Source organism: Pantoea sp. QMID4, from assembly GCF_030270445.1.
In the GTDB taxonomy this organism is placed as follows: domain Bacteria; phylum Pseudomonadota; class Gammaproteobacteria; order Enterobacterales; family Enterobacteriaceae; genus Pantoea; species Pantoea vagans.
Genome location: NZ_BSXL01000001.1, coordinates 263,503 through 277,010 on the forward strand (window position 1 = coordinate 263,503; position 13,508 = coordinate 277,010).

Below are 13,508 nucleotides of genomic sequence, written 5' to 3' on the forward strand. Positions count from 1 at the left end.
TAAAAGACGCGGCAATACTCTTTTATCGTTAATGTGAGCATCTGATATGTGGAAAGCGTTACATCAGCTGGCCAGGCCCGAACGGCTTTATCAATTTTCGGGGCGACTGGTGCCCTGGTTTGCCGTTGCAGGGCTGGCGTCGTTGCTGCTGGGCTGGGTCTGGGGATTCGGATTTGCCCCTGCTGACTATCAGCAGGGCGACAGTTTTCGCATTATGTACATCCATGTACCCGCCGCGATGTGGTCGATGGGCATCTATGCCTCCATGGCGATCGCCGCCTTTACGGGTGTGGTGTGGCAGATGAAGATGGCCGATCTGGTCTCGGCCGCCATGGCTCCCGTGGGCGCGGTTTTTACCTTTATTGCGCTGGTCACCGGTTCCGCATGGGGCAAGCCGATGTGGGGCACCTGGTGGATCTGGGATGCGCGTCTGACCTCGGAGCTGGTAATGCTGTTCCTCTATATGGGCGTGATCGCGCTTTATCACGCTTTTGATGATCGCCGCACCGCAGGCCGGGCCGCCGGAATTCTGATTCTGGTTGGTGTGGTCAATCTGCCCATCATTCACTTCTCGGTGCAGTGGTGGAATACCCTGCATCAGGGGTCGTCAGGCATTCTTCAGCAGGCGATTGCGCCGGTCATGCGCACGCCGCTGCGCTGGTCGATCCTCGGTTATCTGCTGCTGTTTATCACGCTGACCCTGATGCGGCTGCGCAATCTGATTCTGTTAACCGAGCGTCATCGTCCCTGGGCGATTGATGTGGCAAAGCGGGGAGAGCAGCCATGACCCCGGCATTTACCTCGTGGCACGCCTTCTTTGCGATGGGCGGTTACGCCTTTTACGTCTGGCTGGCGGTTGCCTGCACGCTGCTTCCGCTTATCGGTCTGACGCTGCATACCCTGTTGCTGCGCCGACGCCTGCTGGCTGAGATTTGCCAGCGTGATGCGCGGGAACGTCGCATCCGGGCGGCGAAAACGAAAAAAGCCGCGGCTGACGCGGCAGGAGAGACACCGTGAATATCCGTCGACGCAACCGCCTCTATGCGGCAGTGGCGATCCTGCTTGGCCTTGGCCTGGCCACCGCGCTGGTCATGTATGCGCTGCGCTCAAACATCGACCTGTTCTATACCCCGGGTGAAATCCTCTACGGCAAAGGCGAGGCGCACGAGAAGCCTGAAGCGGGCCAGCGACTGCGCGTCGGTGGCATGGTGATGCCCGGCAGCGTCCGGCGCGATCCCCATACGCTGGCGGTATCGTTCAAACTTTATGATGCACGCGGCGTGGTCAGCGTCAGTTTTGAAGGCATCCTGCCGGATCTGTTCCGGGAAGGGCAGGGCGTTGTCGCACAGGGCGTGCTGACGACGGGCAATCAGGTCATCGCCAAAGAAGTGCTGGCGAAACATGATGAGAAATACACGCCGCCGGAGATTGAAGACGCGATGAAGAGTAATCACCCCGGCCCGCAGTCGCTCTATCAGGCGGGAAATAAATCATCATGATGCCCGAGATTGGTACCTTTCTGCTCTGCCTGGCGCTGGGGCTTTCCCTGTTGCTGAGCAGTTATCCGCTGTGGGGCGCAGTACGTCAGGATGCCCGCCTGATGGCGATGGCGCGTCCGCTGGCCTGCGGCCTGTTTGTCTGCATCGCAGCGGCGTTTGCGCTGCTGGTCTGGGCCTTTATCAGCAACGACTTTACTGTTGCCTATGTCGTCACGAACTCCAACAGTCTGCTGCCGGTTTACTATCGCATCGCTGCCACCTGGGGCGCACACGAAGGTTCACTGCTGCTGTGGGTGCTGCTGCTCAGCACCTGGACACTGGCGGTGGCGATCTTCAGCCGCGGGATGCCGCAGGATGCGCTGGCCCGCGTGCTTGCCGTCATGGGAATGATCAACCTCGGCTTCCTGCTGTTTATCCTGCTGACCTCCAATCCGTTTGGCCGCACGCTGCCGGACTTCCCGATAGACGGCCACGATCTGAATCCGATGCTGCAGGATATCGGCCTGATCTTCCATCCGCCGTTGCTCTATATGGGCTACGTGGGCTTTTCAGTGGCGTTTGCCTTTGCTATCGCCTCACTGATGGCCGGACGGCTCGATACTGCCTGGGCGCGCTGGTCGCGTCCCTGGACGACGGCGGCCTGGGTTTTTCTGACCATCGGAATTGTCCTTGGATCTGCCTGGGCCTATTACGAACTGGGCTGGGGCGGCTGGTGGTTCTGGGATCCAGTTGAAAATGCCTCATTTATGCCGTGGCTGGCGGGCACTGCCCTGATGCACTCGCTGGCAGTCACCGAAAAGCGCGGCACCTTTAAGGCCTGGACCGTGCTGCTGGCGATTACGGCGTTTTCGCTGAGCCTGCTCGGGACGTTCCTGGTGCGATCCGGCGTGCTGGTATCGGTGCACTCCTTTGCCTCCGATCCGGCGCGCGGCATGTTTATCCTCGCATTTCTGGTGATTGTCATCGGCAGTTCACTGCTGCTCTACGCCATTAAAGGCGGGCAGGTGCGTGGCCGGGTTCAGAATGAAGCCTGGTCGCGGGAATCGTTCCTGCTGGGTAATAACGTGCTGCTGATTGCCGCGATGCTGGTGGTGGTGCTCGGCACGCTATTGCCGCTGGTGCACAAGCAACTGGGGCTGGGCAGCATTTCGGTCGGTGAACCCTTCTTCAACACAATGTTCAGCTGGCTGATGGCACCGTTTGCGCTGCTGATGGGGATCGGGCCGCTGGTGCGCTGGCGTCGCGATGAGCCGCAGAAGCTGGCTAAACGGCTGGCGCTGGCGCTGATTGTGACCCTGGCGTGTTCCATGATCATTCCGTGGTGGCTGCAGGATCGGATTGAAGCGATGACGGTGGTTGGTCTGCTGATGTCACTCTGGATTATCGTGCTGACGCTGCTGGAACTGCATGAACGCGCCACCCATCGTCATCCGTTCTTTGCGGGTTTACGTCATCTGTCACGCAGCCACTGGGGCATGGTGCTGGGCCATCTGGGTGTCGGCGTCACAGTGATTGGTATTGCGTTCAGCACGCAGTACAGCGTGGAACGCGATGTGCGGATGAAGGCGGGCGAGAGTGTCGATATTCATCATTATCACTTTGTCTTCCGTGGCGTGCAGAATCTGCAGGGGCCTAATTACAGCGGCGGCATGGGCATTATTGATGTCACACGCAACGGCAAACATGAAGCGACGCTGCAGGCGGAAAAACGTTTTTATACCGCCGCCCGCACTATGATGACCGAAGCGGCGATTGATGGCGGTTTCAGTCGCGATCTCTACGCGGCGCTGGGCGAAGAGCTGGAGGATGGCGGCTGGGCCGTGCGTATCTACTACAAACCCTTTGTCCGCTGGATCTGGTTCGGTGGTGTGCTGATGGCGCTGGGCGGGCTGTTCTGCCTGTTTGATCCTCGTTACCGTTCGCGCAAAAAAGCAGAAACGGAGGTGCGGACATGAACAAGAAAATCCTGTTTATTCCCCTGATGTTGTTTCTGCTGCTGGCGGCCGCGCTGCTGTGGCAGCTAACGCGTAATGCCGATGGTGACGATCCGACCCGTCTTGAATCGGCCCTGATTGGCAAACCGGTGCCGCTGTTCCGGCTGGAAGCACTGGATCAGCCAGGCAAAACGTATGATCAGCGCGTGCTGACCGATGGCAAACCGATATTGCTGAACGTCTGGGCGACATGGTGTCCGACCTGCCGCGCTGAACATCACTATCTGAATACGCTGGCAGAGCAGGGCATTCGTGTCGTCGGGCTGAACTACAAAGACGATCGTCAAAAGGCGGTTAACTGGCTGAATACGCTGGGTAATCCGTATGCGCTGAGCCTTTATGATGGCAACGGCATGCTGGGACTGGATCTCGGTGTCTATGGCGCGCCGGAGACCTTCCTGATCGATGGTAAAGGCATCATCCGTTATCGTCATGCGGGCGATCTGAATGCGCGCGTCTGGGAGCAGGAGGTAAAACCCTTGTGGATGAAATACAGTGCGGAGGCGGGATCATGAGAATGCTGTTACTGCTCTGCGGCCTGCTGTTCAGCATTAATCTGTGGGCAAGCATCGACACGCTGCAATTTGACTCGGAGGCCCAGGAAGAGCAATACCGCGACCTGACAGCGTCACTGCGCTGTCCGAAATGCCAGAACAACAGCATTGCCGATTCGAATGCGATGATAGCCGCCGATATGCGGCTGAAAGTCTATCAATTGATGAAGCAGGGCCAGAGTCGCCAGCAGATTATCGACTACATGGTGGCGCGCTATGACAACTTCGTCAGCTATTCGCCACCGGTCACACCTTCAACCCTTATTCTGTGGGCGGGGCCGGCGCTGTTTGCGCTGCTGGGTGGCGTGGTGATCATCCTGCGTAGCCGTCAGCGCAAAACCCGCAGTGAGCTGGATGAAAATGAGCAACAGCGTCTTAATGCGCTACTGAAGTCAGACAGGAAGCCGTAATGAGTGCATTCTGGATTACCCTTTTTCTGTCACTTCTGGCAGCCTGCACGCTGTTTCTGGCCGCAGGCTGGCGGCAGCGTCAGGCCAGCGCAGGCGATCGCGATCGCCTTAATCAGCGTTTCTACCATCAGCGGATAGATGAGCTGGCGCAGGATGAAGCGCAGGGCGTCGTTGCTGAGCGTCCGCTGATGGAACGGGAGTTACAGCAGACGCTGCTGGCGGATATCCCGCCGGCACAGACGCTGCAGTCACACAGCAGCCGCCGTCTGATTCTGCTGCCAGGCCTGATTATGCTGGCTGCGGTTTCGCTGGGCACTTATCTGAAAACCGGCGGCCTGGCACAATTCACCGGCTGGATGCAGGTGCAGCAGGCGTATCCTGAGCTGCGTGCCCGCCTGATGGATCCTGGCGCTAAACCGCTAAGCATGGAGGAGCTGGCGCGTTTACAGCTCGGATTGCGTACCGCGTTGCAAACCGAACCGGATAATCTGGCCGACTGGACGATGCTGGGGCGACTCAGCATGGTGCTGAATAATGCGGAGATGGCCAGCCAGGCCTTTGAGCATGCACTTCAGCTGTCGCCCAACGATCTGGCGCTGAAGCAGGACTATGCAGAGGTGCTGACAAGATCCTCCGATCCGCAGGATAACCGTCAGGCATTACTGCTGCTGCAATCATTGCTTAAAGCAGATCCGCAAAACCTGCGGACGCTGAGCCTGCTGGCCTATAACGCTTACGGTCAGCAGCACTACGATCAGGCTATCGATGCATGGCAGACCCTGCTGGGTCTGTTGCCTGCCGGTGATTCGCGACACGCAATGATCGCCCGCAGCATTGAAAAAGCCCGAAGCGATGCCGGGCAGCAGAGTCGTCAGCTGGCGCTGACCGTGACGCTGAACCCAGAGGCAGAAAAAATGTTACCTCAGGACGGAGTGTTGTATATTTCGGTTTCTGACGGGGATTCACCGGTACCGGTAGCGGTTAAGCGTATGCCGCTCAGTCACTTCCCGCTGTCGCTGACGCTGGATGACAGCAATGCCATGATGCCGGATCGCCTGCTTTCCGCGCAGCATAAGGTGGAGGTTCGGGTGCGGATTTCCCGCGATGGCAGCGCCAATCCGCAGCCAGGTGACTGGCTGGGTCTGAGTGCGGTGATGCCCTGGGATGGCCATCAGACGCTCGCGGTGGAGATCAATAAGCAGCTACCCTGAACGTCAAAATTGATAGCGTTAAAAATGATGCGTGCCATTGCCTGCTGCCTCTGGCGCAAAGTCAGCTATGCTCATCGGATAAGCCGATACGACAGGGCTGTGACCTGAACGATGGGCTGAACTTTTTCATCCGCACAGGGAGATTGGAATGAATTATCGCCTGACCAGCCTGGCTATGGCCAGCGTTCTTCTGGTGGGTTGTGCCAGTTCAAAGCCGGCGAATAGCGATCCTGCGCAGCGCAGCGATCCATTCGAAGGTTTTAACCGCACGATGTTTAACTTTAACTACAACGTGCTGGATCCGTACGTGCTTCGTCCGGTCGCTGTCGCATGGCGTGATTATGTGCCGGTCCCGGCACGTACCGGCCTGAGCAATTTCCTCGGTAACCTGGAAGAGCCAGCCAGTATGGTCAACGCCATTCTGGTCGGTAACGGACGTGATGCGGGCATTCACTTCACCCGTTTCTTCCTGAACAGCGTGCTGGGACTGGGCGGTTTCATCGACGTTGCCGGTAAAGCCAACCCGGAACTGGCGCGTGAAGAGCCGCATCGTTTCGGTACTACGCTGGGTCATTATGGCGTCGGCTACGGGCCTTATGTTGAACTGCCTGCTTACGGCAGCTTCACGGTTCGTCAGGATGGCGGTGACTATGTTGATACGCTCTATCCGATCCTCGGCTGGCTGACCTGGCCGATGTCGATTGGTAAATGGACGCTGGAAGGTATCGAGACCCGCGCTCAGTTGCTGGATTCTGATGCCATCCTGAAACAGCAGAGCGATCCGTACGCCTTTATCCGTAACGCCTACTTCCAGCGGCATGACTTCCTGGCGCGTGGCGGTAAGCTCAAGCCGGAAGACAATCCTAATGCAGCCGCGATTCAGGATGACCTGAAGGATATCGATTCGCAGTAAGCGCAGGATTCGTGAGCCAGTAAACGATCCGCAGCTACAAAAAGGGCGACTCATCAGAGTCGCCCTTTTTAATTGTACCCGCCAATCAGAACTTGTAGTTAAAGTTCGCGCCATAGAGCCAGGCCTTACCTTCAGAGGTAAAGGTATAAGGACCTTCTTTGACCGTCACTTTCTGGCCATGCATATAAGAGATGCCCAAATCGACCGAGGCATCATCGTTAAAGGCATACGATGTACCGGCACTCAGCCATAAACGATCCTGGTCCGGAATAGAGATAGAACGCTTATCAGCCGGTACCGGGCTATCATCAAACGCAATACCGGTGCGGAAAGTCCAGTTCTTGTCGTAGGAATAGGTGGTGCCCAGGGCAATGCGGTAAGCATCGCGGAAGCTTTCATCTTTATAGAAGAGCGTCTGGCCATTTGAACCCGTGGCTTTCAGCTCCTGGAACTGGCTCCAGCTGGTATACGCCATGCTGTAGTGAACCGCCCACTGCGGAGCCACTTTATGCCAGCCCGACACTTCCCACATCTCTGGCAGATTAAGGGTTAATGCACCTGGAACGGTAGTGCCATTAGTGCCAAACGGCACGCCTGATACTTCCGGGTTATTCACCGCATTCAGCCGGGATGAGAGGCTGCTCTTGTAATCGCCATCAAAGTCGACTTTCACTTCGGAACGATAGGTAAAGCCGAAGCGGTTATTTTCATCCACTTCGTACAGGATACCGGCGTTCCAGCCATATCCCCACTCATCGCCTTTCAGATGGGCAACCTGCGTATCAGCCGGAACGCCCAGTCTTGCGCCTGACTCACCGGCATAGCGTTCAATTTTGGCTTTCGCATAAACCGCATCAAAACCGACGCCAAAACTAAAATGTTCATTTAAGCGGTACGCGGTGCTGAGATTAAAATTGCCGGTTACAAGATCGGTTTTACCGCCGTAACCCCCTGCGGTGTAGCCATTATTAAACTCTGTTGCTAAGCCATAGTTTGAGGTTGCAGACGCGCCGATCCACCACTGATCGTTGATGGGCTGAACATAATGAATATTGGGGACCCACTGATTCGGGGCAATATTATTCGCATCCAGGCTGCGTCCGCTGGGACTGCGACCACTGATATTGACGTCTGGCGCAATATAAACCGCACCGATTGAAAATTCCGGACGATCCATCAACGCCATCGTCGCCGGGTTACGGCTGGCTGATGCCGCCGTATCACCCATTGCCCCTTCGCCTGAATATGCGCGACCTAAACCAATCGTAGAAAACTCATTTAACTGAAATCCAGCTGCGTAAACGTGTGAAGAGACAAGCGCCACTGCAGCCGCCACGGCTGACTTTGCAAACAGGTTTTTATGGTTCATGACCACAACCTCATGTGAATTATTATTTAACGCTATAACGTCGCGTAACAAAGGACGGCGGATTGTAGGGACTGATGTAAAACGCACATATCAGACCAGTGCGAAGAGTATAGGTCCGACCTGTGTGCATGTTGCAATATTGTTTTTAAAATATTTCAGGATTGATCGCTTAAAATTCGATCTGCATAGCAAAACTGCCCTGATTCTGAACAGCATACCGATTCCAGTTTGTTCTGGATCAATTTTTATTGTGATATTCGTCACTTAGCGCCGTGTACATAGCGCATCTATACGCGAGCAGGTAAAATCCGGGCCATAAAATCGCTCAACCCACCAGATCGCTGGTCAGGAGAATGAAATGACTGATGCCATTAAAAAATGCAGTGCAACTGAAACTGCAGCCTGCTGTTGTGTTGATGTGGGCACGGTAATGGATAATACCGATTGCACCGCCAGCTGGTCAGAGTGGTTTACTCAGCGTGCCGATGCGGAAGCCAAATTAGCGCTCCTCACTAAACGTGCACGTGAAGTTGAATCGGAACCCTGTGTGATTGAGCCGCGCTTCAGTGACGTGGATCAGGGTGTGCAGCTGGATATCGATTTTACTTTCGGCTGCCAGGCTGAAACGATGATTTTCCAGCTCGGTTTGCGTTAAGTCTCATAACGCCGCGTTAATGCGGCGTTTTGTATTTTCGTGTTTCCCTTCGCATTTTTTCCTTTCCGGTATTGGCGGCTCACCCGCTTGTGGTTAACACTGATCAGGTCAGACCTCTTCAGGCAATGATGCCACAGTCCCAGCCACAGGTGAGAACAATGAGCAAAGCGCAGCCGCTGCTGACGCGTGATGGTGAACGCATCGCAATAACCCACGGGTTACGCACCCCTTTTTTGCGCCAGGCGACCGGCTTTCATGGCATTCCCGCCATTGAGCTGGGGAGGATGGTGGTCAGCGAATTGATGGCACGCAGTGAACTGCCGGCTGAGGTGATCGAGCAACTGGTCTTTGGTCAGGTGGTGCAGATGCCAGAAGCGCCGAACATTGCGCGTGAAATTGTACTGAGCAGCGGGCTTGATGTGCACACCGATGCCTATAGCGTCAGCCGTGCCTGCGCCACCAGTTTTCAGGCTGTAGCGAATGTGGCGGAAAGTCTGCTGGCTGGCACGATTTCTGCTGGCATTGCCGGTGGTGCAGATTCCTCGTCAGTATTGCCGATTGGTGTCAGTAAAACACTGGCCCGCGCGCTGGTGGATCTCAATAAAGCCCGCAGCCTTGGGCAAAAACTGCACATCCTTAAACGTCTGCGTCCGCGCGATCTGCTGCCGGTGCCGCCCGCGGTGGCAGAGTACTCAACCGGCCTGCGCATGGGTGATACCGCCGAGCAGATGGCAAAGAGTCATGGCATCACCCGTGAGGCACAGGATGCGCTGGCGCTGCGCTCTCATCAGCATGCCGCCCGCGCCTGGCAATCCGGGGTGCTCCATCAGGAAGTCATGGCAGCCTTTGTGCCGCCGTGGAAAACCGCTATCGACCAGGACAATAACGTCCGCATGAACGCCAGAGCAGAGGATTACGCCCGCTTGCGCCCGGCGTTTGATCGTCAGCACGGCAGCGTCACGGCGGCCAACAGCACGCCACTCACCGATGGCGCGGCCGCCGTGATTCTGATGCGCGAAGGCCGCGCCCGTGAACTCGGTGTCACGCCGCTGGGCTATCTGCGCAGCTACGCGTTTACCGCGATTAGTGTACAGCAGGATATGCTGCTGGGCCCGGCGTACTCCTCCCCGCTGGCACTGGATCGCGCCGGGATCACGCTGGCCGATCTGACGCTAATCGATATGCACGAAGCGTTTGCGGCTCAGACATTAAGCAATCTGCAACTGTTTCGCGACGAGCGCTTTGCCCGTGACGTGCTGAATCGTCCTCATGCGCTGGGCGAAGTGAATGAAGAACGCTTTAACGTGCTGGGCGGTTCAATCGCCTATGGTCATCCTTTTGCCGCGACGGGCGCGCGCATGATCACCCAGACGCTGAATGAATTACGCCGTCGCGGTGGCGGATTAGGACTGGTCACGGCGTGTGCGGCGGGCGGTCTGGGTGCGGCAATGGTTCTGGAGGCCGAATAATGGAGCAGAATGCGTTTCACCTGAAGATGCGACTGGATCACGTTGGCATCATTACAATCGATGTCCCTGGCGAGAAGATGAACACCCTGAAAGCAGAATTTGCCGGGCAGATTACCGCCATCATTGCGGAGGCGCGACGCGATCCGCAGCTGGCAGGCCTGGTGCTGATTTCTGGCAAAGCGGACAACTTTATCGCGGGCGCGGACATCAGCATGATTGATCGTTGTCAGAGCGTGCAGGAGGCTGAAGCGCTGGCAAAACAGGGTCAGGAAATGATGGCCGTGCTTGATGCGCTGCCATTTCCGGTAGTGGCCGCTATCCATGGTGTCTGCCTGGGCGGCGGGCTGGAACTGGCGCTGGCCTGCGATGCGCGCATCTGCTCGCTGGATGATAAAACCCGCCTCGGATTACCGGAAGTGCAACTTGGCTTACTGCCCGGCTCCGGTGGCACCCAGCGACTGCCGCGGTTAATTGGCGTGCAGCAGGCGCTGCCGCTGATTCTGACCGGTAAAACGCTGCGGGCAAAACAGGCACGTAAGCTGGGAGTGGTCGATGACGCGGTGCCTCAGGCTATTTTGCTGGAGACGGCTATCGCACGGGTGAAAAAGGGCAAAGTCAGCGGTCGAACACTGCCGCTGCGCGATCGTCTGCTGCACGGTCCGGTTGGCCGTCAGGCACTGTTTGCACTCGCAACCCGGCAGACTGCAGCCAAAACCCAGGGTAACTACCCGGCGGCAAACCGCATTATTGAAGTGGTACGCATCGGACTGGAGCAGGGCAGCCGTGCCGGACATGATGCCGAAGCGCGCGCTTTCGGTGAACTGGCAATGACGCCAGAGTCTGTTGCCTTGCGCAGGATCTTTTTCGCGACCACGGCCATGAAGAAGGAGCGGGGTGGTGAGGCGGAACCCGTTGCGGTGAAGCGTGTCGCGATTCTCGGCGGCGGTCTGATGGGCGGTGGCATCGCCAGCGTCACCGCAATCAACGCCGGGTTGCCGGTGCGCATCAAAGATATCAGCCTGGAAGGCGTTAACCATGCGCTGAAAACCAGCTGGGAACTGCTGAGCAAAAAGGTCAAACGACGCCAGCTCACTCCGGCACAGCGTCAGCAGCAGATGGCCCGGATCACGGGCGGCATCGATTATCAGGGTTTCTCGCAGCGCGATGTGGTGATCGAAGCCGTATTCGAAGATTTAGCACTCAAGCAGCAGATGGTCAGCGAAGTGGAAGCCCACTGTCAGCCGCATACGCTGTTTGCTTCTAACACCTCTTCGCTGCCGATTGAAGAGATTGCCGCCAAAGCACAGCGTCCGGAAAACGTCATCGGGCTGCACTACTTCAGCCCGGTCGATAAAATGCCGCTGGTGGAAGTGATTCCCCATCTGAACACCTCCACCGCAACGGTGGTGACCATTGTGACGCTGGCGCGCAGCCAGGGCAAAACGCCGATAGTGGTGGCGGACAAGCCAGGCTTCTATGTTAACCGCATCCTGACGCCCTATATAAATGAAGCGATGCGTTGCCTGCTGGAGGGCGAGCCGATTGACCATATCGATCGGGCGCTGGTGAAGGCTGGTTTTCCGGTCGGTCCGATTCAGCTGCTGGATGAGGTAGGCATCGACGTCGGCAGCAAAATCAGTCCCATCCTGCATCAGGCTTATGGTGAACGCTTTGCCGCACCTGCTGCTTTTGATGCGGTGCTGAAAGATGGCCGCAAGGGACGTAAAAACAGCAAAGGCTTTTATCGCTATGACCAGCCGCGCTGGCAGCGTAAAAAGCCGGACACCTCAATTTATACGTTGCTGAACGTTACGCCGCAGGCCAGACAGAGCGAAGCTCAGATTGCGGAACGCTGCATGATGATGATGCTGAATGAGGCGGCCCGCTGCCTTGATGAGCAGGTCATCCGCTGTGCCCGCGATGGCGATATCGGTGCAGTGTTTGGTATCGGCTTTCCGCCTTTCCTGGGAGGGCCGTTCCATTATATGGACAAACTGGGTGCGGCGGAGGTGTTCAACCGATTAACCCGCCTCACGCAGCAGCATGGCGATCGCTTTACTTCCTGCGAAGCGCTGGCTGAGGCGGCCACAAAGTAGACGAAATTTTACATTTCTACTGTAAATGGAATAACCAATCCGATTCAGCATGTTAGAAAAGCGCCGCCAGAGTGTGCGGCGCAGCATGATTCTGAGAAGCGCTTATTTAATAAACAACCGGTTGACTATACTGAAGCCATTAGGGTAAAACACAGCGTTCATTCGCAGAATGAAGAGTCAGGCGCCAGGCGTCGGGCGATGTCGACAAACAACAGCGGTGCTTTATGCAAGTTTTTATCATGCGTCACGGCGATGCGGCTCTGGAAGCAGCCAGTGATTCAGTCAGGCCTTTAACCTTATGTGGCTGCAATGAATCACGCCAGATGGCCAACTGGCTCAACAGCCAGACGCCGGACATTGAGCGTGTCCTGGTGAGTCCCTATTTGCGCGCGCAGCAAACCCTCGCGACCGTGCGTGAAGCTTTTTCCCTGCCGGAAAACCAGGATGTTCTGCCGGAGTTAACGCCGGGCGGCGATCCGGAAAAGGTCGGGTGCTATCTGCAGACCCTGGCAAACGAAGGCGTGAAATCGGCGCTGGTGATCTCTCACTTACCGCTGGTGGGGTACTTAGTCTCTGAACTGTGCCCGCAGGAAGCCCCCCCTATGTTTGCCACTTCCGCTATTGCCTGCGTGGAATTCGATCCCGCGCAGCATGCCGGTAAACTCCTGTGGCAGGTCAGTCCCAAAAAGCTGGCGAAAGCGATCTGACGTCTGTGGGCCGATCCTCCGGCCCCTTTCAGGGCAACTCAGGCGGTTGCCACTCCTCAATCTCAATCAAAACCAGCAGTGCGGCATCACCGCCAAACAGCTTCGGTGCCTGGTGAAAAGCCATCACCCACGGGTGCTGAGCCAGCCACAGCGGCGTCTGCTGCTTCAGGATATGCTTTCCATGACCGGTCATGACGCTGGCGCAGAACAGATGTTCACGGCGGCAGGCGGCGATCAGTGCGCCCAGTTCCTGCTTGGCCTGCTGCTGCGTTAAGCCATGCAGATCGAGGAAAATCTCCGGCGTATAGTCGCCACGACGTAGTTTTTTCAGCTCAAAGTGGCTGACATCGGCGCGCACATAACGGGTGGCCCCTTCGGTGGAGAGCAGCGGCTGAAACTCATCCGAAAAGTAATGGCTGTTGTCCGCCTGCTCTGAAAGCAGACGTTTTACCGGCAATTCGCGGGTTTTAACCGGTAACTTATGCACGAAAGTATCTTGTTTCAACTGACGCGTGCCAGTCATTAACTGTCGGAACAGCGCCTGGTCATCCGGGCTTAAGGGTGTTTTTTTACTCATGACGGGTCAGTTATCTAAGAAAAGTCTGCTACACAGCATAGGCGATACCTTACC

At 56.7% G+C, this 13,508-nt stretch carries 14 protein-coding genes; 12 read left to right on the plus strand and 2 right to left on the minus strand.

Going from position 1 to position 13,508, the window contains the following annotated elements; all coding sequences use genetic code 11:
• Nucleotides 1-46 precede the first annotated feature (46 nt).
• From QSK07_RS01270 to mlaA, 8 genes are all read left to right on the plus strand, one after another.
• Entirely contained in the window at nt 47-787 is a 741-nt protein-coding gene (locus QSK07_RS01270) for a heme ABC transporter permease (protein ID WP_285720241.1), read from the plus strand.
• Nucleotides 784-1,017: a heme exporter protein CcmD gene (gene ccmD, locus QSK07_RS01275; protein WP_285720242.1), complete on the plus strand. Its 234-nt coding sequence runs from the start codon at nt 784-786 to the stop codon at nt 1,015-1,017. Before QSK07_RS01270 ends, ccmD begins: the two co-directional genes overlap by 4 nt.
• Entirely contained in the window at nt 1,014-1,499 is a 486-nt protein-coding gene (gene ccmE, locus QSK07_RS01280; RefSeq protein WP_098052714.1) for a cytochrome c maturation protein CcmE, read from the plus strand. The genes ccmD and ccmE overlap by 4 nt, the downstream gene beginning before the upstream one ends.
• The gene (locus tag QSK07_RS01285; RefSeq protein ID WP_285720243.1) at nt 1,496-3,454 is read left to right on the plus strand and encodes a heme lyase CcmF/NrfE family subunit; all 1,959 of its coding nucleotides are present in this window, start codon (nt 1,496-1,498) and stop codon (nt 3,452-3,454) included. The genes ccmE and QSK07_RS01285 overlap by 4 nt, the downstream gene beginning before the upstream one ends.
• A complete protein-coding gene (locus QSK07_RS01290; protein WP_013358620.1) occupies nt 3,451-4,008 on the plus strand; it encodes a DsbE family thiol:disulfide interchange protein in 558 nt (185 codons plus the stop codon). Before QSK07_RS01285 ends, QSK07_RS01290 begins: the two co-directional genes overlap by 4 nt.
• Nucleotides 4,005-4,457: a cytochrome c-type biogenesis protein gene (locus QSK07_RS01295; protein WP_285720244.1), complete on the plus strand. Its 453-nt coding sequence runs from the start codon at nt 4,005-4,007 to the stop codon at nt 4,455-4,457. Before QSK07_RS01290 ends, QSK07_RS01295 begins: the two co-directional genes overlap by 4 nt.
• On the plus strand, nt 4,457-5,668 hold the full coding sequence (ccmI, locus tag QSK07_RS01300; protein WP_098052717.1) for a c-type cytochrome biogenesis protein CcmI: 1,212 nt from the start codon (nt 4,457-4,459) through the stop codon (nt 5,666-5,668). The genes QSK07_RS01295 and ccmI overlap by 1 nt, the downstream gene beginning before the upstream one ends.
• Nucleotides 5,669-5,816: 148 nt before the next feature.
• On the plus strand, nt 5,817-6,581 hold the full coding sequence (gene mlaA, locus QSK07_RS01305; protein WP_013358617.1) for a phospholipid-binding lipoprotein MlaA: 765 nt from the start codon (nt 5,817-5,819) through the stop codon (nt 6,579-6,581).
• 85 nt (nt 6,582-6,666) lie between these two features.
• On the opposite strand, the gene fadL is transcribed toward mlaA, so the two are convergent.
• Entirely contained in the window at nt 6,667-7,950 is a 1,284-nt protein-coding gene (gene fadL, locus QSK07_RS01310; protein WP_013358616.1) for a long-chain fatty acid transporter FadL, read from the minus strand.
• A gap of 358 nt (nt 7,951-8,308) precedes the next feature.
• On the opposite strand from fadL, the gene QSK07_RS01315 reads away from it, so the two are divergent.
• The 4 genes from QSK07_RS01315 (at nt 8,309) to sixA (ending at nt 12,877) form a co-directional block, all read left to right on the plus strand.
• On the plus strand, nt 8,309-8,605 hold the full coding sequence (locus tag QSK07_RS01315) for a YfcZ/YiiS family protein (RefSeq protein ID WP_098052718.1): 297 nt from the start codon (nt 8,309-8,311) through the stop codon (nt 8,603-8,605).
• A gap of 158 nt (nt 8,606-8,763) precedes the next feature.
• A complete protein-coding gene (gene fadI / locus QSK07_RS01320) occupies nt 8,764-10,074 on the plus strand; it encodes an acetyl-CoA C-acyltransferase FadI (protein ID WP_098052719.1) in 1,311 nt (436 codons plus the stop codon).
• The gene (fadJ, locus tag QSK07_RS01325; protein ID WP_275221001.1) at nt 10,074-12,170 is read left to right on the plus strand and encodes a fatty acid oxidation complex subunit alpha FadJ; all 2,097 of its coding nucleotides are present in this window, start codon (nt 10,074-10,076) and stop codon (nt 12,168-12,170) included. The genes fadI and fadJ overlap by 1 nt, the downstream gene beginning before the upstream one ends.
• A 224-nt stretch (nt 12,171-12,394) precedes the next feature.
• Entirely contained in the window at nt 12,395-12,877 is a 483-nt protein-coding gene (sixA, locus tag QSK07_RS01330; protein ID WP_285720245.1) for a phosphohistidine phosphatase SixA, read from the plus strand.
• Between the two features lie 28 nt (nt 12,878-12,905).
• Here sixA and smrB read toward each other — a convergent pair whose 3' ends face one another.
• Complete coding sequence (smrB, locus tag QSK07_RS01335) at nt 12,906-13,454, minus strand: endonuclease SmrB (RefSeq protein WP_013358610.1); 549 nt, start codon at nt 13,452-13,454, stop codon at nt 12,906-12,908.
• Nucleotides 13,455-13,508 lie beyond the last annotated feature (54 nt).

Bases quoted from the DNA above. Each gene is read 5' to 3' on its own strand.
- QSK07_RS01270 (WP_285720241.1), top strand. From the start codon at position 47: ATGTGGAAAGCGTTACATCAGCTGGCCAGGCCCGAACGGCTTTATCAA.
- ccmD (WP_285720242.1), top strand. From the start codon at position 784: ATGACCCCGGCATTTACCTCGTGGCACGCCTTCTTTGCGATGGGCGGT.
- QSK07_RS01285 (WP_285720243.1), top strand. From the start codon at position 1,496: ATGATGCCCGAGATTGGTACCTTTCTGCTCTGCCTGGCGCTGGGGCTT.
- QSK07_RS01290 (WP_013358620.1), top strand. From the start codon at position 3,451: ATGAACAAGAAAATCCTGTTTATTCCCCTGATGTTGTTTCTGCTGCTG.
- QSK07_RS01295 (WP_285720244.1), top strand. From the start codon at position 4,005: ATGAGAATGCTGTTACTGCTCTGCGGCCTGCTGTTCAGCATTAATCTG.
- ccmI (WP_098052717.1), top strand. From the start codon at position 4,457: ATGAGTGCATTCTGGATTACCCTTTTTCTGTCACTTCTGGCAGCCTGC.
- mlaA (WP_013358617.1), top strand. From the start codon at position 5,817: ATGAATTATCGCCTGACCAGCCTGGCTATGGCCAGCGTTCTTCTGGTG.
- fadL (WP_013358616.1), bottom strand. From the start codon at position 7,950: ATGAACCATAAAAACCTGTTTGCAAAGTCAGCCGTGGCGGCTGCAGTG.
- QSK07_RS01315 (WP_098052718.1), top strand. From the start codon at position 8,309: ATGACTGATGCCATTAAAAAATGCAGTGCAACTGAAACTGCAGCCTGC.
- fadI (WP_098052719.1), top strand. From the start codon at position 8,764: ATGAGCAAAGCGCAGCCGCTGCTGACGCGTGATGGTGAACGCATCGCA.
- fadJ (WP_275221001.1), top strand. From the start codon at position 10,074: ATGGAGCAGAATGCGTTTCACCTGAAGATGCGACTGGATCACGTTGGC.
- sixA (WP_285720245.1), top strand. From the start codon at position 12,395: ATGCAAGTTTTTATCATGCGTCACGGCGATGCGGCTCTGGAAGCAGCC.
- smrB (WP_013358610.1), bottom strand. From the start codon at position 13,454: ATGAGTAAAAAAACACCCTTAAGCCCGGATGACCAGGCGCTGTTCCGA.